This is a genomic window from Lentibacter sp. (assembly GCF_965658795.1).
GTDB lineage: Bacteria > Pseudomonadota > Alphaproteobacteria > Rhodobacterales > Rhodobacteraceae > Lentibacter.
Genome location: NZ_CBFHTG010000011.1, coordinates 39550 through 65871, shown reverse-complemented (window position 1 = coordinate 65871; position 26322 = coordinate 39550). Strand labels below are relative to the sequence as shown.

General features: G+C 59.1%; 27 protein-coding genes. 14 read left to right on the top strand and 13 right to left on the bottom strand.

Translation table 11 applies throughout. The features are described 5' to 3' along the window. Positions 1-99: 99 nt before the first annotated feature. Together ACTG3X_RS09600 and ahcY are read left to right on the top strand one after the other, a co-directional pair. A complete protein-coding gene (locus ACTG3X_RS09600) occupies positions 100-420 on the top strand; it encodes a hypothetical protein (protein WP_439111042.1) in 321 nt (106 codons plus the stop codon). A 73-nt stretch (positions 421-493) separates the two neighbouring features. After that, positions 494-1882: an adenosylhomocysteinase gene (gene ahcY, locus ACTG3X_RS09595; protein ID WP_439111041.1), complete on the top strand. Its 1389-nt coding sequence runs from the start codon at positions 494-496 to the stop codon at positions 1880-1882. Between the two features lie 77 nt (positions 1883-1959). On the opposite strand, the gene ACTG3X_RS09590 is transcribed toward ahcY, so the two are convergent. Continuing rightward, positions 1960-2715 carry a GNAT family N-acetyltransferase gene (locus ACTG3X_RS09590; protein ID WP_439111040.1) on the bottom strand — a complete coding sequence of 252 codons (756 nt, stop codon included), beginning with the start codon at positions 2713-2715 and terminating at the stop codon, positions 1960-1962. A gap of 262 nt (positions 2716-2977) precedes the next feature. On the opposite strand from ACTG3X_RS09590, the gene ACTG3X_RS09585 reads away from it, so the two are divergent. Further along, positions 2978-3319, top strand: coding sequence for a DUF2853 family protein (locus ACTG3X_RS09585; RefSeq protein ID WP_439111039.1), 342 nt, complete (start codon positions 2978-2980; stop codon positions 3317-3319). Between the two features lie 236 nt (positions 3320-3555). On the opposite strand, the gene ACTG3X_RS09580 is transcribed toward ACTG3X_RS09585, so the two are convergent. From ACTG3X_RS09580 to tsaD, 4 genes are read right to left on the bottom strand one after another with little or no spacing between them, the layout of a single operon-like run. Continuing rightward, positions 3556-3975, bottom strand: a complete 420-nt coding sequence (locus ACTG3X_RS09580; protein ID WP_439111038.1) for an EVE domain-containing protein — start codon at positions 3973-3975, stop codon at positions 3556-3558. Then, positions 3975-4247, bottom strand: a complete 273-nt coding sequence (locus ACTG3X_RS09575; protein ID WP_439111037.1) for a YciI family protein — start codon at positions 4245-4247, stop codon at positions 3975-3977. The genes ACTG3X_RS09580 and ACTG3X_RS09575 overlap by 1 nt, the downstream gene beginning before the upstream one ends. A gap of 1 nt (position 4248) precedes the next feature. Next, positions 4249-5205, bottom strand: a complete 957-nt coding sequence (locus ACTG3X_RS09570; RefSeq protein WP_439111036.1) for an NAD(P)H-dependent glycerol-3-phosphate dehydrogenase — start codon at positions 5203-5205, stop codon at positions 4249-4251. After that, positions 5202-6296, bottom strand: a complete 1095-nt coding sequence (gene tsaD, locus ACTG3X_RS09565) for a tRNA (adenosine(37)-N6)-threonylcarbamoyltransferase complex transferase subunit TsaD (RefSeq protein ID WP_439111035.1) — start codon at positions 6294-6296, stop codon at positions 5202-5204. The genes ACTG3X_RS09570 and tsaD overlap by 4 nt, the downstream gene beginning before the upstream one ends. A 47-nt stretch (positions 6297-6343) precedes the next feature. Here tsaD and ACTG3X_RS09560 point away from each other — a divergent pair, with 47 nt between their 5' ends. The 5 genes from ACTG3X_RS09560 to ACTG3X_RS09540 all read left to right on the top strand — a co-directional run bounded on the left by ACTG3X_RS09560 (position 6344) and on the right by ACTG3X_RS09540 (position 10881). Continuing rightward, positions 6344-7030, top strand: a complete 687-nt coding sequence (locus tag ACTG3X_RS09560) for a uroporphyrinogen-III synthase (RefSeq protein ID WP_439111034.1) — start codon at positions 6344-6346, stop codon at positions 7028-7030. Between the two features lie 79 nt (positions 7031-7109). Next, a complete protein-coding gene (locus tag ACTG3X_RS09555) occupies positions 7110-8327 on the top strand; it encodes a hypothetical protein (RefSeq protein WP_439111033.1) in 1218 nt (405 codons plus the stop codon). 10 nt (positions 8328-8337) lie between these two features. Next, the gene (locus ACTG3X_RS09550) at positions 8338-9801 is read left to right on the top strand and encodes a heme biosynthesis protein HemY (RefSeq protein ID WP_439111032.1); all 1464 of its coding nucleotides are present in this window, start codon (positions 8338-8340) and stop codon (positions 9799-9801) included. A 178-nt stretch (positions 9802-9979) separates the two neighbouring features. Beyond that, positions 9980-10462 (top strand): SsrA-binding protein SmpB, encoded by a 483-nt coding sequence (smpB, locus tag ACTG3X_RS09545; RefSeq protein WP_439111031.1) that lies wholly within the window; start codon positions 9980-9982, stop codon positions 10460-10462. A 128-nt stretch (positions 10463-10590) separates the two neighbouring features. Next, positions 10591-10881, top strand: a complete 291-nt coding sequence (locus ACTG3X_RS09540) for a hypothetical protein (RefSeq protein ID WP_439111030.1) — start codon at positions 10591-10593, stop codon at positions 10879-10881. A 58-nt stretch (positions 10882-10939) separates the two neighbouring features. On the opposite strand, the gene ACTG3X_RS09535 is transcribed toward ACTG3X_RS09540, so the two are convergent. Next, entirely contained in the window at positions 10940-11656 is a 717-nt protein-coding gene (locus ACTG3X_RS09535; protein ID WP_439111029.1) for a hypothetical protein, read from the bottom strand. Between the two features lie 174 nt (positions 11657-11830). Here ACTG3X_RS09535 and sseA point away from each other — a divergent pair, with 174 nt between their 5' ends. Both sseA and ACTG3X_RS09525 read left to right on the top strand, forming a co-directional pair. Continuing rightward, on the top strand, positions 11831-12688 hold the full coding sequence (gene sseA / locus ACTG3X_RS09530; protein WP_439111028.1) for a 3-mercaptopyruvate sulfurtransferase: 858 nt from the start codon (positions 11831-11833) through the stop codon (positions 12686-12688). Further along, entirely contained in the window at positions 12688-13872 is a 1185-nt protein-coding gene (locus ACTG3X_RS09525) for an aromatic amino acid transaminase (RefSeq protein WP_439111027.1), read from the top strand. The genes sseA and ACTG3X_RS09525 overlap by 1 nt, the downstream gene beginning before the upstream one ends. A gap of 104 nt (positions 13873-13976) precedes the next feature. Here ACTG3X_RS09525 and ACTG3X_RS09520 read toward each other — a convergent pair whose 3' ends face one another. From ACTG3X_RS09520 to ACTG3X_RS09505, 4 genes are all read right to left on the bottom strand, one after another. Then, positions 13977-14750 (bottom strand): 3'(2'),5'-bisphosphate nucleotidase CysQ, encoded by a 774-nt coding sequence (locus ACTG3X_RS09520; protein ID WP_439111026.1) that lies wholly within the window; start codon positions 14748-14750, stop codon positions 13977-13979. Beyond that, on the bottom strand, positions 14737-16083 hold the full coding sequence (locus ACTG3X_RS09515) for a TldD/PmbA family protein (protein WP_439111025.1): 1347 nt from the start codon (positions 16081-16083) through the stop codon (positions 14737-14739). Before ACTG3X_RS09515 ends, ACTG3X_RS09520 begins: the two co-directional genes overlap by 14 nt. A gap of 31 nt (positions 16084-16114) precedes the next feature. Continuing rightward, positions 16115-16831: a hypothetical protein gene (locus ACTG3X_RS09510; protein ID WP_439111024.1), complete on the bottom strand. Its 717-nt coding sequence runs from the start codon at positions 16829-16831 to the stop codon at positions 16115-16117. A 171-nt stretch (positions 16832-17002) separates the two neighbouring features. Further along, positions 17003-18532: a DUF2125 domain-containing protein gene (locus ACTG3X_RS09505; protein ID WP_439111023.1), complete on the bottom strand. Its 1530-nt coding sequence runs from the start codon at positions 18530-18532 to the stop codon at positions 17003-17005. 136 nt (positions 18533-18668) lie between these two features. On the opposite strand from ACTG3X_RS09505, the gene ACTG3X_RS09500 reads away from it, so the two are divergent. Both ACTG3X_RS09500 and ACTG3X_RS09495 read left to right on the top strand, forming a co-directional pair. Beyond that, on the top strand, positions 18669-19421 hold the full coding sequence (locus ACTG3X_RS09500; protein WP_439111022.1) for an SDR family oxidoreductase: 753 nt from the start codon (positions 18669-18671) through the stop codon (positions 19419-19421). After that, positions 19418-20023: an enoyl-CoA hydratase/isomerase family protein gene (locus ACTG3X_RS09495; protein ID WP_439111021.1), complete on the top strand. Its 606-nt coding sequence runs from the start codon at positions 19418-19420 to the stop codon at positions 20021-20023. The genes ACTG3X_RS09500 and ACTG3X_RS09495 overlap by 4 nt, the downstream gene beginning before the upstream one ends. Here ACTG3X_RS09495 and ACTG3X_RS09490 read toward each other — a convergent pair. Then, positions 20007-20372 (bottom strand): STAS/SEC14 domain-containing protein, encoded by a 366-nt coding sequence (locus ACTG3X_RS09490; protein WP_439111020.1) that lies wholly within the window; start codon positions 20370-20372, stop codon positions 20007-20009. The genes ACTG3X_RS09495 and ACTG3X_RS09490 overlap by 17 nt on opposite strands. 167 nt (positions 20373-20539) lie before the next feature. Between ACTG3X_RS09490 and ACTG3X_RS09485 the strand changes: the two genes are divergently transcribed. Continuing rightward, a complete protein-coding gene (locus tag ACTG3X_RS09485; RefSeq protein ID WP_439111019.1) occupies positions 20540-21853 on the top strand; it encodes a mechanosensitive ion channel family protein in 1314 nt (437 codons plus the stop codon). Next, positions 21850-22980 (top strand): TIGR03862 family flavoprotein, encoded by a 1131-nt coding sequence (locus tag ACTG3X_RS09480; RefSeq protein WP_439111018.1) that lies wholly within the window; start codon positions 21850-21852, stop codon positions 22978-22980. Before ACTG3X_RS09485 ends, ACTG3X_RS09480 begins: the two co-directional genes overlap by 4 nt. Before the next feature lie 144 nt (positions 22981-23124). Here the strand turns inward: ACTG3X_RS09480 and polA are convergent, their stop codons facing one another. Then, positions 23125-25923 (bottom strand): DNA polymerase I, encoded by a 2799-nt coding sequence (polA, locus tag ACTG3X_RS09475; protein ID WP_439111017.1) that lies wholly within the window; start codon positions 25921-25923, stop codon positions 23125-23127. 159 nt (positions 25924-26082) lie between these two features. Then, a complete protein-coding gene (locus ACTG3X_RS09470; protein ID WP_439111016.1) occupies positions 26083-26256 on the bottom strand; it encodes a zinc-finger domain-containing protein in 174 nt (57 codons plus the stop codon). Positions 26257-26322 lie beyond the last annotated feature (66 nt).

The following is a 26322-nucleotide window of genomic DNA, read 5'->3' as shown; positions in this document are numbered from 1 at the left end:
TAAGGGTGTGGATCGGGAAAATCTGACCACTGGATCAGGGAACTGACCACAAGGGCCAATTAATAGGCCTAGTATTGAGAGCAAATCGAGGAGCTTGGCATGATCGAGCGAATTAACACCAAGCGCATGTTTGCGCTTTTGTTGGGTATGGCGGCCATTTTGACATCGCTGCCAGCCTATGCGGACAGCTGCGCATCACGTGATGTGATGGTGGAGCGGCTAAAGAGCAACTTTCAGGAAGAGCTTGCCGGGGGTGGCCTGCACGGTGCATCGGCTGTTGTGGAGGTCTGGGCTTCGGCGGAGACAGGCACATTTACTGTGATCAGCACAGACACGGCTGGTGAAGCCTGTATTCTTGCCACGGGAACAGACTGGCAGGGGCCACTTGCACTGACCAAAGTGTCAGGCCGCACGGGCTGACTGGCGGGCAAGATTGCGCAGAAAATCATAAGCTGATAGGTGCAAGCCAAATCAGCTTAATACAGGTATCCCCATGTCATCAGACTATATTGTAAAAGACATCGCGCTTGCGGACTTTGGTCGCAAAGAGCTTGATATTGCCGAAACAGAAATGCCGGGCCTGATGGCGCTGCGGAAAGAATATGGCGAAGCGCAGCCGCTCAAAGGCGCGCGCATTGTCGGCTCTCTCCACATGACCATCCAGACCGCTGTTTTGATTGAAACGCTTGTTGAGCTGGGTGCAGATGTGCGCTGGGCTTCCTGCAACATTTTCTCCACGCAGGACCACGCGGCGGCGGCGATTGCGGCGGGCGGCACGCCTGTCTTCGCGATCAAGGGCCAGTCGCTGGAAGAGCATTGGGACTATCTCGACAAATCCTTCATGTTCCCAGAGGGGCCGAACCTGATCCTCGATGATGGGGGCGATGCGACGCTCTATATCTTGCTTGGCGCGCGCGCCGAAGCGGGGGAAGACGTTATTGCTGTGCCACAGTCTGAAGAAGAGGTCGCCATCAAGGCGCAGATCAAGAAGCGCCTCGAAGCATCTCCCGGCTGGTTCACCAAAATGCGCGACCAGATCGTTGGTGTTTCCGAAGAGACGACCACGGGTGTGCACCGTCTCTATGAACTGTTCAAAAACGGCCAGCTGCCGTTCCCTGCGATCAATGTGAACGACTCTGTCACCAAGTCGAAGTTCGACAACAAATACGGCTGTAAAGAGAGCCTCGTAGACGGCATCCGCCGCGCCACGGATACGATGATGGCGGGTAAAGTTGCCGTTGTGATGGGGTATGGCGATGTGGGCAAAGGCTCTGCCGCGTCGCTGGCTGGTGCTGGTGCGCGCGTGATCGTGACCGAAGTTGATCCGATCTGCGCGTTGCAAGCGGCGATGGACGGGTTTCAGGTCACAACACTGGAAGATGTTGTCGCAACGGCCGATATCTTCATCACCACGACAGGCAACAAAGACGTGATCCGTATCGAGCACATGCGCGAGATGAAGGACATGGCGATTGTTGGCAACATTGGTCACTTTGACAACGAAATTCAGGTGGCTTCACTGAAGAACCACAAGTGGACGAACATCAAAGAACAGGTCGATATGATCGAGATGCCAAACGGCAACCGTTTGATCCTCTTGTCGGAAGGCCGCTTGCTGAACCTCGGCAACGCGACGGGCCACCCCTCGTTTGTGATGTCTGCATCGTTCACCAATCAGGTTTTGGCGCAGATCGAGCTGTGGACCAAGAGCGACGAGTATCAGCCCGGTGTCTTCATTTTGCCAAAGCATCTGGACGAAAAAGTGGCGCGCCTGCACCTTGACCGTATTGGCGTAAAACTCACGAAGATGGACCCCGAGCAAGCGGCCTATATCGGCGTGTCGCCTGAAGGCCCCTTCAAGCCTGAGCACTACCGCTACTAAACGTAAGCGCTTTCAAAATAGAAAAGCCCCGCAAAGCGCTTTGCTCTGCGGGGCTTTTTCATGCTTTTTTGAGGGTGTTAGCGGTGCTTTGCAAAAAGCGTCCAGCCCTCATCTTTGGGGTCGTGACCTTGAAGCATGTAGCCTGCTTTGGTGAGCACAGCGGCAGATGCGCCATTGTCGCGGTGAACGCGGGCTATGAGCTTGGTGATCCCGATGTTGTCGTTGAAGCAACGTTTGGTGAAGAGCTTCACAATATCAGAGCCAATGCCTTTGCCCCAATGTGTGCGACCGAGCCAATAGCTGATCTCGGCTGTTGCTGGGTTGAGCGGATCGATGTCAAACAAGAGCCGCACTTGCCCCACGGGCTTTGCATTGCGCAGCACTGCAAAAACCTGATGGTGGTTGCTTGCGTTTGACAGCTCGATGAGGGCTGCGGCGGCCTCGGGCGTGAGCGGGTCGGGGTAGGCTTCGGGCATAAAGGCCCAGACCTCAGGATCGTCGAGCATGTCTACGTAAGTGGAGAGGTCATGCTCTGTCCAGGCGCGGAGGCGGTACTGCGGGTGGAGCGCATTGACCTGCGGCATGAGGGCCACGGCGCTGCGTTTGCTGCGCTCGTTTTTGCGGAAGGTTGGTGAAAAGTCATCTTCGGCCAGAGCCGATATCCAGCCGATCTGCACAGGATCATAGGCAAGAGAAATGTTATTGGCGCGGCAAAAGGCCAGCTCTTGATCAGACATAACACCTTCGCTGCGGGGGCGGGTCAGGTTGAGCTCTTCGCCACAGGGCATGGTCACGCGCGCAGCTGGTGTTATGGGATATGTCTTCTTTGTCATGTCAGGCCCTGAGTGATTGAATCAAATGAGTCGCATGTAGTGACTGGGATATGGGAAGCCGCTGTGAGCGGTTCAAGATGTGCTATGACGCTTATTAGAAAGCCTTTCCGCCCAATGAGTTGTTATGGGTGTGTTCTCACTGATGACGTGTTTGGCCAAATTTTCCCTTTGTCTGGGGGCTAAGTGACAGTAGGCTCCTCACAGCGCCGGAGCGTTATTTTACATGCGGCGGCGACGTGAAAATACTGGGAGTACGAGGACTATGGGTAAAAGAGATGATCTGATCGCGCAGTATGCGGATGATCTGAAGAACAAATGTGGCATGACACCAGATATGGATCTTTTGACAAAAGTGACCATTGGATGCGGGCCTGCTATCTACAATGCAGATGCGTCAACGGTTGCTGGGTCGCAGCCAAGCGAGCTTGAAACCGTGAAGGAAAATTTCCTCAAGAAAAAGCTCGGCCTTGCAGACAGCCCGCAGCTTATGGAAGGCATCAACGCTGTTCTGGAAGTCTATGGCAAATCAGAGCGCAACAAGTATCGCGCCGTTGTCTACTACATGCTGACAAAGCATTTTGGCAAAGAAGCCGTTTACGGCTGAGCCTGAGCAAATTCTTGAAAGCGCCCGCCCCGAGAGGCGGGCGTTTTCTATTTGAGCTATCTTTTAAACAGTTGGCATTAGGCAGCTGGCCTGTCTTGGGCTAGGTTGAACTTGCCCGAGTCAGTATGGCCGGACCCAGATTAGAATTCGCGTGTGGTGGTTAGGGAGCACGTGGGGAGAAAGAGGGTTCAGCCAGATTCTGTCAGGTGTGAACCCTCTTTTTATTTTGCCACTCGTTACGCTTCGGTTTTGCCCATCGCGCAGATGAGCTTCCACTCGGCGTCTGTCACAGGCTGCACAGAGAGCCGCGGGCTTTTGACCAGCGGCATATCGGCCAGCTGCGGCTCTGCCTTGATCATCGCCAGCGTGACGGGCTGCGCAAAGGGGCGGAGAGCTTTGATATCCACACACTCCCAACGCGGATCATCTGTCTTGCTGTCGGGGTGGGCCTCGGCGATTATCTCGACAATTCCGACCACCGCCTTTTCAGACTGGCTGTGGTAAAAGAAGCCAAGGTCGCCCAAGCGCATGTCGCGCATGAAATTGCGGGCTTGGTAGTTGCGCACGCCATCCCATTCTTCGCCCATTGCGCCCTTTGCCACCTGGTCGGCCCAGCCCCATGTGTCGGGCTCTGATTTGAAGAGCCAGTGGCGCATCAGCCGATGACCTTTTTCCAAGGTTGGATGCGCACGTCTGAAAAGAGGCCCGCCTTGGCGTAGGGGTCGTTTGCCGCCCAGCTCTCGGCGGCGGCTGCATCTTCCACATCAAGGATGAGAAGCGAGCCAGCCATTTCGCCAGCTGTGTCGAGCAATGGTCCTGCCATGGCCACAACGCCCGTGTCAGCGATATAGGCGAGGTGCGCATCACGGTTTTCTTTGCGTGTTTCCAGTGCGCCTGTTTTGTCTGTGCAGATAAGAGCGAGAAGCATGTTATTCTTCCTTGAGTGGACGTGAGAGGAGGGCTTGTAGCGCCTCTGTGACGCTGTAGGTGCCGCTGCTAAGTGCGGCAACGGCGGAACAGATTGGCATGTCTATCTCAAGCTCTTTGGCCCAAGCGACAACGGCGTTGGCGGTGGCCACGCCTTCAACGGTGATGCTGCTGTCAAACGCCTCTTGCCGCCCGAGGGCAAGGCCGAAGCGGTAGTTGCGTGACAGCTCGGATGTGCAGGTAAGTGCGAGGTCGCCAAAGCCTGAGAGGCCTGTCAGCGTTTCTGGTAGGGCACCACGGCGCAGGGCAAGGCGCTGCATCTCGGCAAAGCCACGGGTCATCAGAGCGGCGCGGGCGCTGTCGCCCATGCCTTCGCCGATGCAAGCGCCACAAGCGATGGCGATCACGTTTTTCAGCGCACCACCAAGCTCGGCACCTGTTGTGTCGCTCGTGCGGTAGATCCGCAGGTTGGGTGTGGTCAGCGCTTCTTGTAGCGCTTTGCCAAGCGCGGGATCATCGCAGGCCAATGTGAGCGCTGTGGGCAGGCCATGGGCAATATCGGCGGCGAAGCTGGGGCCCGTTAGCAGCGCGGGCTGCGCCTCTGGCAGAATGGTGCGGATGGTCTCCACAGGCCCGAGATGTGTGCTGAGGTCGAGCCCTTTGCAGGCGGCGATAAGCGTGCGTTTGGCGAGTGTTGTGCTGTTCTCTGCCAGAAAGCGGCGCAGCTGTTGCATGGGCACGGCAAGCAGGATGGGGCCGTCTGCGGGAATGTCGGACAGCGCGCCAATAACGGTGGCGCTGTCAGGCAACTGTGCCCCCGGCAAGCGGCGCGTGTTTTCGCGTGCGGCCTGCATCGCCTCAGCGCTTTGGCGCGCCCAGAGCGTGACGGGCTGGCCAGTGCGGGCCAGCGAAATGGCCAGTGATGTGCCAAAAGCGCCAGCGCCCAGAACCGTGATCATGCTTTTGCTCCTTTTTTGCCCGAGCCGAGCAGAGACGGGCTGGTTGTATCGAGCGGCCAACGCGGGCGCGCGGCGAGCGAAAACCCGTCTTGTTGCCCTGCTTCGAAAAGCTCTAGCCCAGCGTAGGCGATCATTGCGGCGTTGTCTGTGCAAAGCGCGAGCGGCGGGGCAAGGCAGGCTGCGCCAAATTCGGCTGCGACTGTCTCCAAGCTTGCGCGAATACTCTTGTTTGCCGCCACGCCACCCGCGACGGCAAGCACGGGCTTTGCGGGCTGCGCCTCCATGTAGAGCGCCATTGCGCGGCGGGATTTTTCGGCCAGAACGTCGGCCACTGCCGCCTGAAACCCTGCGCAAAGATCAGCGCGGTCTTGCAGGGTGATGCCAGCCTTCTCGGCCACAAGCGCATCGCGGGCGCGCAAGAGAGCTGTCTTGAGACCAGAGAAAGACATATCGCAGCCCGCACGGTCGAGCAGCGGGCGCGGCAAACGAAAGCACTTTGCGTCGCCTTTCAGCGCTTCGGCCTCAACGCTGGGGCCGCCGGGCTGCGGCAGACCCAGGAGGCGGGCTGTTTTGTCAAAGGCCTCGCCGGGGGCGTCGTCGATTGTACCGCCGAGGCGGGTGAAGTCTTGAGGCCCGCGCACGAGCAAAAACTGGCAGTGCCCGCCAGAAACCAGCAGCATCAGGTAGGGATATACCGCTGCATCGGTGAGGCGCGGGGTGAGCGCGTGGCCAGCGAGGTGGTTGACCCCGATCAGCGGTTTGCCAGAGCCTGCCGAAAGCCCCTTGGCCAGCGCAACACCTGACATGACGCCCCCAATGAGGCCCGGGCCGGCTGTCACGGCGATAGCGTCTACCTCGGCAAGAGACAGCCCCGCCTCGGCCAGCGCTTGGGCAACACAGCCATCAAGCCGCTCGGCGTGGGCGCGTGCAGCTATCTCTGGCACAACACCGCCAAAGTCGGCGTGCAGGCTTGTTTGCCCCTCGACAACAGACGAGAGCACCTCGGCTGCGCCAGATGTGCCACGCACAACGGCGGCGGCGGTATCATCGCAGCTGCTTTCTATGCCAAGAAGGGTGAGCGGTCTGGTCATGGGCGTTTTCATTGCAAGGGTGCTTTGGCGCAGGTAACACCTTAGGTATGACGAAAACAAGTTTGCCTCTCATTCTTCTCACACGTCCGCGCGCGGCGGCAGAGCGATTTGCCGCCACGTTACAGGCAGCGCGGCCTGAGATTGAGGTTTTGATCAGCCCGATCATGGAGATTAGCTACAGTAAACCCGCAACTTTGCCTGTGGCGGACGTGCTTGTGTTTACATCGGTGCACGGTGTGGCGGGCTATATGGCAGCGGGTGGTGTGGCGGCAGAGGCCTATTGTGTGGGGCCAGCCACGGCAGAGGCTGCGCGAGTGGCGGGGTGCTCTGTAATAGCCGTTGAAAAAGATGCGACGACACTGGGCCCGTTGCTTGCGGGTGAAACACGCCGCGTGCTTCATCCGCGTGGGGCGCATGTGGCCGCCGACCTGACACAGGTGGCCTCCGATCTGGAGAGTGTGGTGGTCTATGATCAGCCGCTTGTCGGGCTGAGTGATATAGCTAAGGTGGCTCTGGGCACTGAGCGGCACGTGATTGTGCCGCTGTTTTCGCCGCGCAGCGCGGCGGCTTTTGCTGGCGAGGCTGAGGGTGCAAAGGCGCTTTCGGCGGTGTTTATCAGCGCGGCAGCGCAGGCCGCGGCAAGAGATATGCCGTGCGAGGCAAGCCTTGTGGCGCTTACGCCTGATGCGGCAGGAATGACTGAAGCAACCCTGCGGCTCATTGACAGGGTATGATAGCTTGAGGCTTGGGCAAGGGGCGTCTAAGCTTCAGACGCTACAGTAAAATTGTAAAGATTCGGGAGGGCCGTGCGCCGTGGCACGCAAGACGAACAAAGCCAAGAAACAAGCCGAAGCGGCAACGCCCGAGACCGAAGACATCGCTGTTGTGGCCGAAGCGCTGGATGTGACAGAGGATGCGCCCGAGGTTGATGTGGCGGAAACCGAGGGCGAAGGCGACGCGCCGAGCACACCAGATGAAGAGCCGGTTGAGGACACAGTTGAGCCAGAGGCGGCTGAAATGGTGGACACCGCGCCAGCCGAAGAGCCCGCTCCCGCGCGCAAAGGCGGATTTATGCCGACAGTTCTTGGCGGCGTTGTCGCCGCCGGTATCGGGTTTGGCACGGCGCTTTACCTGCTGCCAAATTTGCCTGCCAGCTTGCTGCCCGATCAGGGCGAAGACATGAGCGCTGTTCTCGCTGAAAAGCTTGAGGCCCAGAGCGCCGAGATTGAAGCTTTGAAAGCCCAGCTCACGGCTGCTGGCGATAAGACTGCGCTTGAAACCGCGCTGTCAGATGTTGCACGCCAAGTGGCTGATGTGGCGTCAGATGTTGCTACGCTGAAGGACGCGCAGGGCGATATCAGTGACTTTGAAACACGGTTGAGCACTTTGGAAAAAGCACCGCTGGCCAGTGCTTCGCCTGCCGCCGTTGAGGCGTATCAGCGTGAGATGGCGCAGCTTCAGGAGGCGCTGGCAGCACAGCGCGCTGATGTTGAGGCGATGGCTGCGGAAGCCGAAGAAAAACGGGCTTCTGCCGAGATGACGGCACAAGAGGCTTTGCAGCGCTCGGCTGTGAGCCAGATTTTGACATCGCTTGAAACGGGCTCAAGCTTTGGTGACGCTGTCGCCAGTTTGCAAGCTACGGGCGCGGAGGTGCCTGAGGCGCTGGTGGCTCAGGCGGGGGGCGTGCCCTCGGTAGCGCAGCTGACAGCTGATTTCCCCGAAGCGGCGCGGGAGGCTTTGGCGGCCGCACGCACCAGCGATACCGAGAGCGGTGGCGGCTTTGGTGCGTTTCTCAAAACACAGCTTGGCGCGCGCTCGCTTGAGCCGCGTGAAGGCAGCGACCCTGACGCTGTTTTGTCGCGGATGGAAGCCGCGGCGCGCGATGGGCGCTTGGGCGATGTGATGGCCGAGGCGGAAGCTTTGCCAGAGGCGGCACAGGCCCCGCTGCAAGACTGGCTTGACGCGGCCAAGGCACGGCAGGCAGCGGTTGATGCGGCCAACGTGCTGAGCCAGCAAATCAATACGAAATAAGGGTGAAGACATGCTTTGGTCACTGATAAAGATTGTTCTGTTTTTTGCCCTGATCGCGGCAGCCAGCTTTGGCGCGCTGGAGCTTCTCGCCCTTGAAGGCGGGATGCGGATAGCGATAGCGGGGCAGGAGTTTAGCCTCTCGCCCTTGCAAGTGGTTATTGCGCTGGTTCTGCTTGTGATCGCGGTGTGGATCGGCCTGAAAATACTTGGGTTTCTGGCGGCGACCTTTCGCTTTCTCAATGGTGATGAGACAGCTATTTCAAGGTACTTTGACCGCAACAGAGAGCGTAAGGGCTTTCAGGCTTTGGCCGATGGCATGCTGGCTTTGGCGTCGGGCGAAGGGCGGTTGGCTATGGCCAAGGCCGCGCGGGCTGACCGCTACCTTGACCGCCCTGATCTGACCAACCTGCTCACGGCTCAAGCGGCTGAAATGGCGGGTGACAAGCGCAAGGCCGAGGAGGCCTACAAGCGCCTTTTGACCGAAGATCGCACCCGCTTTGTCGGGGTGCGCGGCATCATGAAACAGCGGCTTGCAGCGGGCGAAACAGACAAGGCGCTGGCGCTGGCCAAAACGGCGTTTGCGCTGAAGCCAGCCCATGAAGAAACTCAGGATGTCTTGCTCAAACTGCAAGCGCAGGATGCTGATTGGAAAGGCGCACGCGAGACGCTGAACGCCAAGCTGAAACACGGCGCTTTGCCACGCGATGTGCACAAACGCCGCGATGCTGTTTTGGCGCTGAGCGAGGCCAAGGGTGTGCTGGCGGAAGACGGCGGCATTGATGCGCAAGAGCGCGCCATTGAGGCCAACAAGCTGTCGCCTGATCTTATTCCTGCGGCTGTTATGGCGGCGCGCAGCTACATTGAAAAAGGCAAGCCGCGTTACGCGACGCGCGTTATTTCCAAGGCTTGGGCGGCGCGCCCGCACCCTGACCTTGCGGGGGTATTTGCCGAGATCGTTCCGGAAGAAATGCCTGAAAAACGGATCAAGCGGTTCCGGGCTTTGACCAAGCTGAACCCCAATGACCCAGAGACAAAAATGCTGCTCGCAGAGCTGAATATTGCGGCTGAAGACTTCCCTGAAGCGCGGCGCGCTTTGGGAGACCTGGTCGAGACCCAAGCCGATGCGCGGGCGCTGACGATTATGGCGGCGGTCGAGCGTGGCGAGGGGGCCAGTGACACGGTTGTGAAAGGCTGGTTGGCGCGGGCTTTGAGCGCGCCGCGCGGGCCTCAGTGGGTCTGTGAGAATTGCCAGCATATCCACACCGAATGGACGCCGACCTGTGACAACTGCGGGGCTCTCGACACGCTGGAGTGGAAGCGCCCGCCACAGAGCGAAGTGCAGGCGCTTTCAAGTGCGGCGATGCTGCCTCTGATTGTGGGTGCGGTAGAGGATAAAAGCGAGCCAATTGACCCCGAGATTGACGAAGCCGAGATTGTCGATGTTACGGCAGAGAACGGTGCGGTTAACAGCTGATTTTGGGGGGGTGATATGTGTGCACACCGCGTGCACCATGCGTGCACCGCCCAAAGCAGGCTTGGCAGCAGGTTAACCTTTAAAAACAGTTGTTCAGGGTTTTGTAACCGCGCGCGCAATTCGGGCGCAGTCGACGAGCGCTCTCGACTTTTGGAGTGCGCGTGATTATCTGGCTGACATGGCACAAGGTAACACAAAATCAGACCCGAACTATAAGGTGATCGCCGAGAACCGGCGCGCGCGCTATGATTATGCGATCGAGGATGATCTTGAGTGCGGGATCATGCTTGAGGGGTCTGAAGTGAAGTCGCTCCGCGACGGTGGCTCCAACATTGCTGAAAGCTACGCGGCTGTTGAAGACGGTGAGCTCTGGCTCGTGAACAGCTATATCGCACCTTACAAGCAGGCGCGGCAATTCAAGCATGAAGAGCGCCGCCGCCGCAAACTTTTGGTGAGCCGCAAGGAGCTGAGCAACCTTTGGAATGCGACCAGCCGCAAGGGTATGACCCTCGTGCCGCTGGTGATGTATTTCAACCATCGTGGCATGGTGAAGCTCAAAATCGGGATCGCCAAGGGCAAGAAGAACCACGACAAGCGCGCCTCGGATGCCAAGCGCGACTGGGGCCGCCAGAAGCAACGCCTTTTGCGCCACGGCGACTGATCTCTGCTTGAGGGGGAATAACCCCGCCTTATTTCCCGTTCTGTACAGAAGCAAAGCTGCAATACTGCTGCCTGACTGGCGCAAGGACTGCTTGTGCTGGCAAAAACAGATCTCTGGGAGGGATTGCTATGGAACTTCTTATTGGCCTCATTTCAGGTGCTGTTGGCGGCAATGCTGCTGGCGGCATTCTCAAGAACCTTAACCAAGGCACGCTGATCAACTCGATTGCCGGTATTGTTGGCGGCGGGCTTGGCGGCACGATCCTTGGTATGATTGGTGCGCCTGATATGGCGGGTGTGGCTGGCGAAGCGGCTGGCCTTGATCTGGGTGCTATTCTTGGCCAAGTGGCGGGCGGCGGCGTTGGTGGCGGTGTTGTGCTGGCCATCGTGGGTGCTGTGCGCAACATGATGAACAAGTAAGCGCTCAGGCCTGTCTGAGGCAGATGGGGCCGTGTGCTTACCCAAGCGCGCGGCCTCTTTACGGAACAGACAGGATAAAATGCGTCAGGGTCGCATCCAGCGCGTAGAACGACCAGTGCAGGCCATAGGCCAGCAAAAACCCGTTTTTGAGCCTAAGGTAGATATAGGGGACGACGAGTCCAAAAAGGCAGGCTGCCGCAGTGAACCGCGCTACGTAGAGCGGTGTGAAGCCGTCAAGGTAGAGGGTGAGATGGTAGCCACCAAAGACCAATGCGGCGGCAAGTGTGATGGAGCCGAAGGCGAAGCCTTGCTTGGCAGCTGTCAAAATAAGCGAGGCCACCATCACTTGCTGAAAGAGAATATCCGTTGACTTGGGAAGGTAATACCACGCCGAGGCGAACATAAAGTCAGGCGGGTTTGGGGGCGCAACCTCGGCGGTGACTTCAGGCAAGCTTGGCAATACGAGCGTAACATAGCTTCCTAGAGCAAGCAGCAGGCCCGCAAGCGCGAATGCGTTATAGGCGGTGAAGGCATGTGAGAGCCTTTCCTGCAGAACGCCTCGAAAGGCCAAAACCGAAGCCACTGTCCAGAGCAGATAATAGGCCGCAAAAAAGAAGGGGGCTTCGTCATAGCCGTTGTTCAGAGACATCGCGCTGACGAGATAGTAATAGCCGTAGCTTGAGGCGGCCCACAGCCCCAACATCCCTAAAAGCGCAAAGCCGAGGTGTTTGACAGGCGGGGCGCCTGTTGTTTGGAAGAGGGTCGCAAGCTTCAAGTTGCTATCCTGCTTGGCGCTGGGGCTGGGCTGAGACTAGAGCTGTTGGCGCGGGAAGTGTAGCTGTGAAGTGCAGGCAGGCGAGGCTGCGGCGAAATTCCACGAAGGCCAACCCAGACTTGCCCCTTTGGCCCCTGCGCGCTAGAGATTTGGGGAAGCATGATGGGGGCTATGATGGCGCAGGATGATCCGAAGACGCTGGTGAGCACCGAGTGGCTTGCCGCTCATTTGAAAAACCCTGACTTGAGGGTCTTGGACGCGACATGGGTTTTGCCCGGTGTCGAGCTTGACCCCGTTGCAGGCTATAACGCGGCGCACATCCCGGGCGCGCGCTTTTTTGACATTGATGAAATCAGCGATCACCGCTCCGAGCTGCCCCATATGGTGCCGCCTGTAGAGAAGTTTATGAGCCGTTTGCGCGCGATGGGCGTGGGCGACGGGCACCAGATTGTTGTCTATGACCAAGTGGGCGTGAACTCGGCACCGCGGGTCTGGTGGCTGTTCAAGCTTATGGGGCAGGAGAACGTGGCTGTTCTTGACGGCGGCTTGCCCAAGTGGGTGGCCGAGGGGCGCAAGACCGAAGATTTGCCCCCGATCGTGCGCGACCGCCACATGACTGTGCGGGTGCAGAACCACCTCGTGAAAGATGTGACGCAAGTGTCGTCTGCCAGCAAGCTTGGAGATTACGAGATCATTGATGCGCGCTCGCGTGGCCGCTTTGAGGGCAAAGACCCCGAGCCACGCGCCGGCCTGCGCGGGGGGCATATCCCCAATTCGAAGAACGTGCCGTTTGGCGAGCTTTTGACCGAGGGTAAAACGCTCAAGTCGCCAGCAGAGTTGCGCGCTGTGTTTGAGGCGGCGGGTGTTGACCTTGCCAAGCCAGCGATCACCACCTGCGGATCAGGGATCACAGCGGCGATTTTGGCGCTGGCTTTGGAGCGGATCGGCAAGAGCGACTACGCAGTATATGACGGCTCATGGGCCGAATGGGGCGCGTTTGCAACGCTGCCAGTTTCAACAGGAGAAGCCTGATGTTTTCCAACCTCAAGACCCAACCCGTCGATAAAATCATGCAAGTGATGGGCAAGTACCGCGCCGATCCGCGGCCCAACAAGATTGATCTTGGTGTGGGTGTCTACAAGAACGCCGAGGGCGTGACGCCTGTGATGCGCGCTATCAAGGCGGCGGAGCACAAGCTCTGGGAAACGCAGGACACCAAAGCCTATGTCGGGCTTGTGGGCGACCCTGCTTACAGCGATGCGATGATCAAGCTGGTGCTGGGTGATGCGGTTGCACGGGAGAACATTGGCGCGGCGGCCACGCCCGGGGGCACGGGCGCCTGCCGTCAGGCCTTTGAGATGATCAAGATGGCAACGCCTGAGGCGCGTGTTTTTGTGAGCAACCCGACATGGCCCAACCACATCAGCATTCTGGATTATGTGGGCCTTGAGTGTGTGCAGTACCGTTACTTTGATGCCGAAACACGCGGCGTTGATTTTGACGGGATGCTGGCAGACCTTGAGGGCTTGCGCGCGGGTGATGTTGTGCTGCTGCATGGCTGCTGCCACAACCCGACGGGTGCAAACCTGACGCTGGAGCAATTCCAGCAGGTGATTGACGTGATGAACGCCAAGGGCGCGGTGCCGATGGTGGATATTGCTTACCAAGGTTTTGGTGACGGGCTGGAAGAAGACGCGGCCGCGACACGGCTTGTGGCCTCAAGCGTGCCTGAGTGCCTGATTGCGGCGAGCTGCTCGAAGAACTTCGGTATCTACCGGGAGCGCACAGGGCTTTTGATGTGCGTGTCTCAGGACGCCAGCAAGACTGCGCTGACGCAAGAGAACCTCGCGTTTCTCAACCGTCAGAACTATTCTTTCCCGCCAGATCACGGCGCGCGGCTGGTCACGATGATTTTGACCGACGATGCGCTGAGAGCCGACTGGATGGCCGAGCTGGAAGAGGTCCGCCTCGGGATGCTGGGGCTGCGCACACAGCTGGCGGGCGAGCTGGCGCGGCTGACGAACTCCGACCGCTTCGGTTTTTTGGCGGAGCACCGCGGGATGTTTTCTTTGCTGGGCACAGGGCCTGATATGGTGGAGCGGATGCGCGAGACCAATGCGATCTACATGATCCCTGACAGCCGTATGAACATTGCTGGTTTGAACAGTGAGACAGTGCCTTTGCTAGCCAAGGCGATTGTGGACGCGGGGATCTGATCGGGGATCGAATTTCGCTTTGCGAAATCCGACCAGCTGGGGGGCTCTGCCCCCCAGACCCCCCGGGATATTTTGAGCAAGAGAAAGATATGAGTGACGCGCTGTCAGGCCAGTGCGCTCAGAAGCTTTGCGTGCATTTCAGGGCTGGCGGCAAGGACGCCTTGTGAGGCCGGGTCTGCCTTGTTGAAGGTGAGCGGTGCGCCGTGGCGGTCGGACACTTTTGCGCCCGCTTCCGACAGGAGGAGCGCGCCTGCGGCGATGTCCCATTCCCATGAGCGGCGCAGTGTGATCATGGCATCAAAGCGGCCTTCGGCGACGAGGGCGAGGCGGTAGGCCAGTGAGGGGCGATGCGCACGCTTGAGCTGTGGTGCGCCTGTTTTCCAGTTTTTGGCTTCAAACACCGGCTTTGTGGCGAGGACTTCGAGGCTGTCATACTCAGTGTTTGACGAGATGCGCAGTGGCGCGCCATTGAGTGTTGCGCCTTGGCCCTTTGCGGCGGCGTAGAGCTTTTGGCGCAGCGGTAGATAGACCACGGCGGCGACGGGGGCGCCATCTTCGACAATGGCGTAGCTGTGTGCCCAGGTTGTGGAGCCTTCGATGAAGCTGCGGGTGCCGTCTATCGGATCAACGATAAAGGCGCGTTTTTTGGTGAGGCGGGCCGCGGTGTCTTCTGTTTCCTCAGACAGCCAGCCGTAGTCAGGGCGCGCTGTGCGCAACGTGTCTTCCAGGTAGGCGTTGACGGCGAGGTCGGCCTCGGTGACGGGGCCTGCGCCTTCGTCTTTGTCCCATTTTTTGAGGCTGTCCATGGCAAAGCCTGTGGCGATTTCGCCAGAGGTTTGCGCCGCCTTGATGAGAAGCTCGAGATCAGGATCCTGCAAGGGTCAGACCTTCGACAAGGAGAGAGGGCACGATACGGGAGAGGTGCGCGCGACCGTCATTGGCGGGCACAAGGGTGCGCAGCATATCGCGCAGGTTGCCTGCGATGGTCACTTCGTTGACCGCGTGGATGATCTCGCCGTTTTCGACCCAGAACCCTGAGGCACCGCGGGAATAATCGCCTGTGTTGGGGTTGATTGTGGAGCCGATAAGCGAGGTCACAAGGAAGCCTGTGCCCATGTCGCGCAGAAGCTCTGCGTGGCTTTGGCTGCCTTGTGTCAGGGCAATGTTCCAGACTGTTGGCGAGGGGGCGCTGCCTGTGCCGCGCGCGGCGCTGGCTGTGCTTTGCAGGCCAAGCTTGCGCGCATTGGCGAGGTCGAGTGTCCAGCCCTCGAGCACGCCATCTTTCACGATATGGCGCGGCTGTGTTGGCAGGCCCTCGGCATCAAACGGGCGCGAGGCCGTGGTGCGGGGGCGGTGGGGGTCTTCGACGATAGACAGCGCTGAGGGAAGCACTTGCTCGCCCAAAGCATCGCGCAGCCATGAGGAGCCACGAGCGATCATCGCGCCGTTGACGGCGGCGAGCAGGTGGCCAACGAGGGTGCTGGAAATGCGCTCGTCAAAGATGACGGGGTAGCTGCCTGTCTTGGGCTTGCGGGGGTTGAGGCGCTCAACCGCGCGGGCAGCGGCCAATGTGCCGATCTCTTCGGCGCTGCGCAGATCGGACTGGAAGATGCGGCCATCTCCATCATAATCACGCTCCATTCCGAGGCCTGTGCCTGCGATGGCGACGCATGACAGCGAGCGGGACGAGCGCATGTAGCCGCCTGAAAACCCTGTGCTGGTGGCCAGATGCACGGCTGTTTGGGAATAGGACGCATTGGCCGACTGGACCTGACTGATGCCAGCATTGGCGCGGGCGGCGGCCTCGGCGCGGCGGGCATCATCTTGCAGGGTTTCGGGGCTTGGCTCGGGAGTGGGGTCATAGAGCTCAAAGGCGTCTATATCCCAGTTTTGCGCCAGTTGGTCGGGGCTGGCGAGGCCGATGTAGGGGTCTTCGGGGGCTTCATGGGCCATGGCGACAGCGCGCTCGGCCACTTGCAAAAGCGCCTCGGGGCGTGTGTCGGACGAGGAGACCATGGCCTGGCGCTGGCCCACCATGACACGCAAGCCAAGGTCGGTGCCTTCGGCGCGCTCGGCCTGCTCCAGCGTGCCTTCGCGCATATCAACCGAGACGGAGCGGCCCTCAAGGGTGATGACATCGGCGCTGTCTGCGCCTGCTTTGAGGGCAGCGGCGAGGGCGGATTGGGCGAGTGTTTCAAGCGTGTTTTTCATGAGACTGTTGTGAGCCATAAGCGGGGCGCGATCAAGTCACGACTGCGCCAAGCCAGGCCGCATCAAGCGCATCGAGCTTGGCTGTGCAAACAGGCTTCTGGCTTTGCCAGTAGCGACCTGAGGGCACAAAGTAGCCGAGTGCAGTTTCGCGGGTTTTGATTTCATCGAATTGGGCCTTGTTAGAGCCTATTTCGATTTTGCGGGGGCGGGCCAGCTCCTGCGCGGTGACAGATGGGAAGACCAGCCTGCTTTCACCTGTTGAGGCGCGCAGGCAGGTGCAGCCCTGGTTGGCGGCGTGAAGCATGAGGCGGGCTGATTTGGCTTCAAGGTTGCGCAGGGTGATGTCTTTGCGCAACGGGTCGGCTGTGCCTTGGCCGTAGAAATGCGTGTTGGAGCCGCTGGGGTAGACCATGTCACAGCCGGCAAAGACCATCGCTGCAGGCGTAAGGGCTGCAAGCGCCCAGTAGCCTGTGGTGAAGGCCATGGTGCCACCTGCATAGAGGATGCCGCCGAAGCTGTTGTTGGCGGGGACATAGTCGGCTGATGTGATGCGCTTTTGGCCTGTGCGCAGGGCTTGAGGCCCGCGCTCGGCGGGGAAGTCATCGGGGGCGATGTGATAGTCCCAATCATCGCGGACTTGCCATGCGTTGTTGATGGCGACGATGGCGGAAAACTGTGACTTGGGCCAGCTTTGCGCGGCCAGAACTGATGGCGCGCTGCCGAGGATGAGAACGGGTTTTGCTGTCATGGTGGCCTCTTTGACCCTAAGCCCTACGCGGCTAATTCATAAGAGATACGCTCGTGAGGCGGAGTTGGGTCAAATTTTACGGGCTGTTGGGGGCTTTGCTCCAGTGTTGAGCAAAAGCAAAGGGCGCAGCTGGCTTGCCGCGCCCTTTAAAGATTGGCGACCGGTGTTGGCCTAGCGCAGGCGCTGGCCGTTGGCAAAAACCTGGCCCTGCTCGTTGACTTCGATCTTGGAGTTGAGCGTGTCTGCGCCTTCGCCAGCCACGGCGAAGAGGCCCATCATCATGCGTGCGCCCATGGCTTGCTCCTCGGCCACAAGGCCCATGGCGACGAGCTTGTCGATGAGGCCGTTGCCGCCAACAAGCTGGAGATCAACCGCGCCTGTGGGTTTGGGCATCCCGTTGAATGTGGCCATGTCTGAGTTGTCAAATGTGAAGGCACCGCCGCCTGTCAGCTCGGCCCCTGCGAGGCTGAGCTTGAGCGTGTTGATGTCGAGTGCGTTGAGCTCGCCGGGCTTTTGCGCGCCTGTTTCAACCGAGGCCATGCTTTGGGAGTCCATCACGTCAAAGAGCAATGTGGCCTTGCCTGAAACGTCGATATGCAGTGTGGCCGGGTCGCGTGGAAGCTGGGCGGTTGGATCAATCAAGGCCCAGAGGCCCTCTGATGTGGTGAAATCGCTCAGCTCAAGGGACAAAGCGAAGTCTTGCGGCGTGTCTGAAGCGCTGACAGGAGCGGTCAGGCCAAAGGCGCTTTTGGCGGCGTTGATCTCGATGGGAAACGGGAGCTGGGGCACTGTCATGTTTGATGTCAGGCCTGATGCCTCGCCACCATATGAGAGGCCATCTGCGCTCATCGCGACCTTGAACATACCACTCTCGGACGATGACTGGCCCTTGGTTGTGACGCCCCGTTCGGTTGTCTCAAAGGATGAGGTGCCGCCAGCGTAGGTGAAGTTTGCCAACATATTGAAGCCCGCTTCGAACATGGAGGCCATATTGTTTACATCAAAATTGCCATCTGTCGGGTAGCTGCCTGTGCCGTCAAAGGCGAGGTTGTTGAGCAGACCAGCCATTTTGAAGCTTGTCTGGCTGTTCGATCCATCGGGAGCTTCTATTGCGACAGTGTAGCTGAGGGCCTCGGCTGTCATGTTTTGGGCGATGTTGCGCAGGGTGCCTTCTGTCGAGAGGCTTGTGCCTGCGAGGCCCGTCATTGTGAACGCGATTGTGCCCAGATCAACTGGCTTGCCCTCAACGACAAGGTCGCGCAAGCCAAGGTCAAGTGTGGTGGCGCTGTAGGTATATGTCATTTCCGAGGGGGTGCCTGAGGCGATCAGGGAGAAATCTGTTGTGTTGTAGTCAATCACGCCAGTCGCTTCGGATGTTGCGCCATCGACATAGTCAAACGCGATGGGCAGCTCTGCGGGCAGGGCTATCTCAACTGTGCCGTTGGACAGGTTGGTGAAGGCGATTTGGGGCAGTGACGCCTCGAGCCTTTCGTCATCATCCGGCAGCGCCATTGCGAGCCTGATGTCGGAGACTGTGAGCGTGTCGCCAGACGTGGCCTCGACACCTTGAACAGAATAGCCAAAGCCCTGCATGTAGGCTTTCCAATCCATCCAGACATCTTGGGCTGTGACATCGGCGAGCGAGCTGGTTGCAGACAGGGCGAGAGCAGTGCTGCCAAGCAGCAGGCGGCGGAGGAACATGGCGAAACCTTTCGAAGAAATCATTGAAGCGACCGTTGGGTCTAATGTCGTTTGTTGTTTGAAAAGGATCAAGGGCCGATCCTGCTGGACGATAGCATAGCAGGCGGCTACCAATATTGTGAAACAGGAGGATGATATGAGCGATGTAACTGGCAAGACTGTGCTTATCACGGGCGCGAGCCGTGGGATTGGCGAAGCAACGGCGCGGTTGTTTGCGCGTGAGGGTGCAAATGTGGTGCTGACGGCCCGCTCGGAAGCCGCGATTGACGAGATAGCGCTGGATATTGGCGAAAATGCAATGGCGATAGCCTGTGATGTGGCGCGCTATGGTGACATGCGCGATGCTGTGGAGCACGCCGTGGGCCGCTTTGGCGGGATCGACATTCTGATCGGCAACGCTGGCGTAATCGAGCCTGTGGCGATGATTGCCGAGAGTGACCCTGACGCCTGGGGGGATGCCATCGATATCAACCTCAAGGGCGTTTACCATGGGATGCGCGCCGTGATGCCACGGATGATGGCGCAGGGGCATGGCACGATTATTACCATCTCTTCTGGTGCGGCACACAATGCGCTTGAAGGCTGGAGCCACTACTGCGCCTCAAAGGCGGGTGCAGCCATGATGACAAAGGCGGCTCATGTGGAAGGCGCGGCCAAGGGGCTGCGCATTATGGGGCTTTCCCCCGGCACGGTGGCGACGCAAATGCAGCGCGAGATCAAGGCCAGCGGTGTGAACCCTGTGAGCGAGATGAACTGGGAAGACCATATTCCAGCCGAGTGGCCTGCGCGCGCTCTGCTCTGGATGTGCGGGCCTCAGGCGGATGCGCATCTGGGCCAAGAGCTTGCTTTGCGTGATGAGGGGCTGCGCCGCGCGGTGGGGCTGATATGATTGGGCTGACAAAAGACGGTGATCTCTGGGTTGTGTCACTAAACCGCCCTGAAAAGGCCAATTCGCTCACCGCAGCTATGCTGGAAGAGCTGTGCGAAATTGTTGAAGGGGCAGCCGCAGCACGCGTGCTTGTGCTGACGGGCGAGGGCAAAGTCTTTTCCGCAGGTGCAGACCTTGATGAGGCGCGTGCAGGGCTGGCGACCTCGCCGCTCTGGGAGCGGCTTTCAAGCGCGGTGGCGGGCTTTGAGGGGCTGAGCATTGCCGCGCTCAACGGAACTTTGGCGGGTGGCGCGATGGGTATGGCGCTGGCCTGTGACATACGCATCGCTGTGCCGACGGCGAAATTTTTCTACCCTGTGATGAAGCTCGGGTTCTTGCCCCAGCCGTCCGATCCTGCGCGGATGCGCGCCCTCATCGGGCCGTCGCGGGCGAAGCTTGTTTTGATGGGGGGCCAAAAGATATTGGCCGATGAGGCGCTCTCCTTTGGCCTCATCGACCGCATTGTTGCCCCCGAAGCGCTCATGGATCAGGCGCGCGACATTGCGGCTGATGTGTTGGCGGCCAAGCCAGAGATCATTTCAGGTATCAAGCAGATGATCTGACCCACTCTTTGGCCTCGTCCAGCGCGGCGAGGTCAAACATGCGCAGCTTCGTCGCCATGAAATAGCCTGCTGCTTTGGCCAAGGGGCTGATCCAGCCGATGTCAGAAACAACGGCAACGCGGCTGATGTGTTTGACATGTGCAAAGTCAAACTTGAGACCAGGCAAAATGATCGACGGATCAAAGCCTGAAAAACTCTCGATGACCTCGATGAAGTTGATCGCGCCATGCTTGCTGATAAAAGCCTCAATCGGGGCTATAGCGCTGTCGTAGTCTTCTTTTGTTATTTTGCCCGAGACTGTGATCATTGCAGTCTTGGTGCTGTCATCTTCGCTGTAAATGAGGGGCATGTGAAACCCTCCTTTCTACACTGAGTATAAGCATGATGCGCAGCCGCCGCTTTGCGCGAGCGTAAATCCGCTTGGTACAGGTTTACTCTGGTGTTGCTTGCTCAGTTGTAAAGCTTGCCCGAAAGGGGCATTAGGCTAAGACGTATACGAGTTTTGGGGGCGTAAACATGGACGGCCAAGCACAGATTATCACGACGGCGCTGGGGTATCTCAACCAGGGGTGGGCCTTGGCGCAAGGCTGGCTTTTGAGCCCTGCGGCTTGGTCGCAATTTGCTTTGCTGGTCATGGCCTATGTCTTGGCGGTTTTGGTGGCGCGTATCTTGCGGCCCAAGCTCGCGGCCTTGCTGACGCCAGAAGCTGCGCAGCAAAACATGCTTGCCAATGCGCGGCGCTGGCTCTTGGTGTTTATCCCGCTGATGCTGCCGCTTTTTGCTTATGCCTTTACCGCCATGGGCGAGAGCGTGGTGCGCTCACTCTTTGACTCGGGCGCGGTGATTGCCTTTGGCAAACGCGTGTTTCTCTTTCTGGCGGCGCGTATCTTGGTACAAGAAATTCTGCGCGACCCGTTTCTCAAGCTGTTGGGGCGCTATGTGCTTATCCCCGTTATGGCGCTCTATGCTGTTGGCTTGCTCGAGCTTGTAAGCACACAGCTCACCGAAACCGTGATCAGCCTTGGCAATATCAGCTTCTCGCTCATGTCGATTGTGCGGGGCCTCATCGCGGGCTCTATCCTGTTCTGGCTCGGGCGCTGGTCAAACGACCAGTCGAGCGCCTTTATCGAAAAGCAGCAAGAGATGCGCCCCGCCACCCGCACCCTTGCGGCCAAGACAGCCGAGCTGATGATCTTTGGTGTGGCGTTCCTCTTGCTTATGAACATCATGGGGATCTCGCTCACCTCGCTCGCGGTTCTTGGTGGTGCGATTGGCGTGGGCCTTGGCTTTGGCCTCCAGAAGATCGCATCGAACTTTATTTCTGGTGTGATCCTGCTTGTTGAAGGTCAGGCAACCGTTGGAGATTATGTCGAGCTTGATGGCGGTGAGGCGGGCAAGATTGTGCGCATGACAGCGCGCGCGGCGATCCTTGAGACCTTTGATGGCCGCTGGATCGTGGTGCCCAATGAAGACTTTATCACCACACGGGTGGTCAACTATTCTGACTCTGGCAGCGCCAACCGCTATGAAGCGCCGTTTTCTGTGAGCTATGATACCGATATCAACCTTGTGCCCGCCATTGTCGAGGCGGCTGTAGCCACACATGCAAAGGTGCTGAGCGAGCCTTTCCCGCCTGATTGCGAGCTGCGCGGGTTTGGCGACAGCGGTGTAGATTTTGCTGTCGAGTTCTGGGTCAACGGGCTGGATGATGGCGAGAACAAATTCACCTCTGATGTGCTGTTTCTCATCTGGAACGCCCTCAAGGACAACGGCATCACCATCCCTTATCCACACCGTGTTGTGGAACTGCACGACAAGCGCGGCACATGAAGCGCGGGCTTGTCATAGGGGCAGGGCCTGCGGGGCTCATGGCCGCAGAAGAGATGGCGCGCGCAGGTCTGTCTGTGACAGTGGCCGAGGCCAAGCCCAGCGTGGCGCGCAAGTTCCTCATGGCGGGTAAGTCGGGCCTGAACATCACCAAAGACGAGCCGTTTGAGGCCTTTGTGGCGGCCTACGAGCAGCCTGCATTGCAGCCTATGCTTGAGGCCTTCGGGCCGAAAGATGTGGTCGCGTGGGCGCAGGAGCTGGAGCAAGAGGTGTTTACCGGCAGCTCCGGGCGGGTCTTTCCCAAAGCCATGAAAGCCTCGCCCTTGCTGCGCGCGTGGCTTGCGCGGCTTGAGGTGCTGGGTGTGGCTCTCAAAACGCGCCACCGCTGGCTCGGGGGCCATAGCTTTGCCACGCCAGAGGGTCAGGTTGAGCTTGCCGCTGATGTGACAGTGCTGGCCATGGGCGGGTCAAGCTGGGCGCGCCTCGGGTCTGATGGTGCTTGGGCCGGGCAGATGCCTGATCTCGTCGCGCCGTTTCAGCCTGCGAATATGGGATTTGCCGTGGAATGGTCAGCACATATGGAGCCCTTCTTTGGCGCACCTCTCAAACAGGTCGAGCTGCGCGCAGGGGGCGTAAAGCACCGTGGGGAATGTGTTGTCTCCCGTCGGGGTATCGAGGGCAGCGGGGTCTATGCGCTGTCAAAGATCATGCGCGACGGCGCGGCGCTCTGGCTTGACCTGATGCCGGATGTTGCGCTCGACGAGGTTGAGGCGCGGCTCAAAAAAGCAGGCAAGCAGAGCCTGCCCAATGCGCTCAAGCGCCTCAAGCTTGATCCTGTAAAACGTGCGCTTTTCTTCGAGTTCGGCAGGAATAGAGACACATCTATCGCCCAAACAGTGAAGAACCTGCCAGTTCTGCACGCAGGGCCGCGCCCTATGGATGAAGCCATCTCTACGGCAGGTGGCCTGCGTTTTGAGGCGCTCACCGAAGGTCTCATGATCAAGACCCAGCCCAATACTTTTGCGGCCGGTGAAATGCTGGATTGGGAAGCGCCGACAGGTGGCTACCTTATCACCGCCTGCCTCGCCACAGGCAAATGGGCAGGCCATCATGCGGCACAATCTGCCTAGTCTTTCTTTTTGCTAAAAATATCCAAACGAGCCCGCGCAATAGGTGCGCCCCATTCTTCATGGCGATTGCTTTGCAAACTGCGGGGGGTCTGGGGGGCTGGCCCCCCAGCTGGTCGGATTTCGCGCAGCGAAATTCGAGGCCCGTTAGTGCGCTTCGGCCCAGTTTGCGCCTTGGCCAGCCTCAACGACAAGCTTCACATCAATCTTCACAGCAGGCTCTGCCGCGCCTTCCATGATGTGGCGCGCGCGCGCTATGGTTTCGTCTACAGCGGCGTTCTCGACCTCAAACAACAGTTCATCATGCACTTGCAAAAGCATTTTGGCCGGTAGCCCCGCAATTGCGGTGGGCATGCGCACCATGGCACGGCGGAGGATGTCGGCGGCTGTGCCCTGGATGGGTGCGTTGATGGCGGCGCGTTTGGCAAAGCCTGCGCGCGGGCCTTTTGCGGCAATCTCTGGGGTGTGGATTTTGCGGCCAAAAAGCGTCTCTACATACCCGTGTTCTTTTGCAAACTCGGTGGTCTCGTCCATATAGGCGCGGATGCCGGGGAAGCGCTCGAAGTAGCGGTCAATGAAACCCTGCGCTTCGCCACGCGGGATGCGCAGATTTCGTGCGAGGCCGAAGCCCGAGATGCCATAGATCACACCGAAGTTGATCGCCTTGGCGCGGCGGCGAATGTCGGGGGTCATCTCATCCAGCGGCACATCAAATATTTCCGATGCTGTCATGGCGTGAATGTCATGGCCGTCTTTGAAGGCCTGTTTGAGCGTGTCGATGCCTGCAATATGGGCCAGAATGCGCAGCTCGATCTGGGAGTAGTCAAGCGCGATGAGCGTTTTGCCCTCTTCGGCAACAAAAGCTTCGCGGATGCGGCGGCCTTCTTCGGAGCGGATCGGGATATTTTGCAGGTTCGGATCGGCGGAAGCGAGGCGGCCTGTGGTTGCGCCTGTTTGGACATAGGAGGTGTGCACGCGGCCTGTTTCGGGGTTGATGTGGTCCTGAAGCGCGTCTGTGTAGGTGCTTTTGAGCTTTGAAAGCTGCCGCCAGTCCAGCACGCGGGCGGGAAGTTCGTGTTCTGTGGCCAGCTCTTCGAGCACCTCGGCGCCTGTCGCGTAAGCGCCAGTCTTGCCACGCTTGCCGCCTTCTATGCCCATTTCGTCAAACAGGATTTCGCCAAGTTGCTTGGGGCTGCCGACGTTGAAGCTGCGGCCAGCGAGCTCGTGGATCTCGGCCTCAAGCCCTGCCATTTTCTGGGCAAAGGCGTTGGACATACGGCTCAGCGTGTCACGGTCTACCTTGATGCCGTGCATTTCCATTTCGGCGAGCACGGGCACAAGGGGGCGCTCGAGGCGTTCATAGACCGAGGTCACGTTTTTCACGTGGAGCTTGGGCTTGAAGAGCTGCCAGAGCCGCAGGGTGATATCGGCGTCTTCAGCGGCGTATTTGACGGCGTCATCAATGCCGACACGGTCAAATGTGATGGCTGATTTGCCTGTCCCGAGGAGTGATTTGATGGAGATAGGGTTGTGGCCCAAGTAGCGCTCGGACAGCGCATCCATGCCGTGATTGTGCTCGCCCGCATGGAGCGCGTAGGACATGAGCATGGTGTCATCGATCGGTGACACATCAAGCCCGTAGCGCTTGAGCATCTTGGCGTCATATTTCATGTTCTGCCCGATCTTCATGACCGAGGGGTCTGCGAGCAGAGGTTTGAGCAAAGACAGGCACTGATCCAGCCCAAGTTGGCCTTCGGTCAGCTCGTTTGTGCCAAAGAGCTGGCCTTCTTCGCCCTCTTTGTGCGCCAGTGGAATGTAGCAGGCGTGGCCCGCTTCAACACAGAGCGAGATGCCGACAAGGTCGGCGCGCATTTCGTCCAGGCCTGTCGTTTCGGTATCAACGGCGACATAGCCCCGTGCGCGGGCCTTCGCGATCCATTTTTCCAGCTCGTCGGCTGTGCTGACTTTCTCGTAGTTGGCTTCGCCAAAGGCTGGCGCGTCGGCCGTGCCATCGGGGGTGGCGGGGGCGTCAGCTTCGATAATCTCGGGGGCTTCGGCACCGAGCTGGTCTGCGATGCGTTTGGAGAGCGTGCGGAACTCCATTTCGGCCAGAAAGCCGAGCAGCGTGTCGGCATCGGGGTCTTTGACTTCCAGATCATCCAGGCCAAAGTCGAGCGGCGTTTCGCAATCCAGCTGCACGAGGCGCTTGGACAGCTCGATCTGGGCGCGGTGCTCGATCAGGGTTTCGCGGCGCTTGGGTTGCTTGATCTCTCCTGCGCGGTCGAGAAGGCTTTCCAGATCACCATATTCGTTGATGAGCAGTGCAGCTGTTTTGATACCGATGCCCGGCGCGCCGGGGACGTTATCGACGGAGTCGCCCGCGAGCGCCTGCACATCAACAACGCGCTCTGGGTAGACACCGAACTTTTCGTGTACGCCTTCGCGGTCGATCCGGCGGTTTTTCATGGCGTCGAGCATTTCAACGCCGCCGCCGACAAGCTGCATGAGGTCTTTATCTGACGAGATAATCGTCACGCGGCCACCTGCCTCGCGGGCCTGTACGGCCAGCGTGGCGATCATGTCGTCGGCCTCGTAGCCCTCAAGCTCTTTGCAGGCGATGTTGAACGCCTCGGTTGCGCGACGTGTGAGCGGCATTTGCGGGCGCAGGTCTTCGGGCATCGCATCGCGGTTGGCTTTGTAAAGGTCATACATATCGTTGCGGAAGGTGTGTGAGCCTTTGTCAAAGATCACGGCGACATGTGTGGGCGCGTCAGGGCCTGTGTTGCCCTCGACATAGCGGTGGAGCATGTTGCAGAAGCCTGCGACCGCGCCAATGGGCAGGCCATCGGACTTGCGCGTGAGCGGGGGCAGCGCGTGATAGGCGCGAAAGATAAAGGCAGAGCCATCAATCAGGTGCAGGTGGCAGCCTTTGCCAAAATTTGTCATCGCGCGTCTCCCCATAGGTGTGGGCTATGGTTTGCCACGTTGCGCGCGCCGCTTAAAGGGGGAAGTCTGATGCAGACAGCCGAATACGCATGTGTCTGCTGGGGCGTCAAACAAAAAGGCCGCCCGTAGGCGACCCGTTTCTTGCGCAAAGCTTTGTGCTTAGACTTTGCCTTCAAAGTCTTTGTGGACAAACTTGGCGTCGCAGTAGGGACATTCGACCCAACCGAGCTCACCCGGGATCTGAAGCCAGACACGTGGGTGCCCACCTGTGCCGCCATCGCAGGCGAAGCGGTAGCTGTCGACGATTTTTGTCTCGGGAGCCTGGGTTGTCATCGGTGAAGTCCTTCGGGCAATTTGGTGCCGCAATATAAGACGATGCGGTGCTGGGGGGCAAGCCTG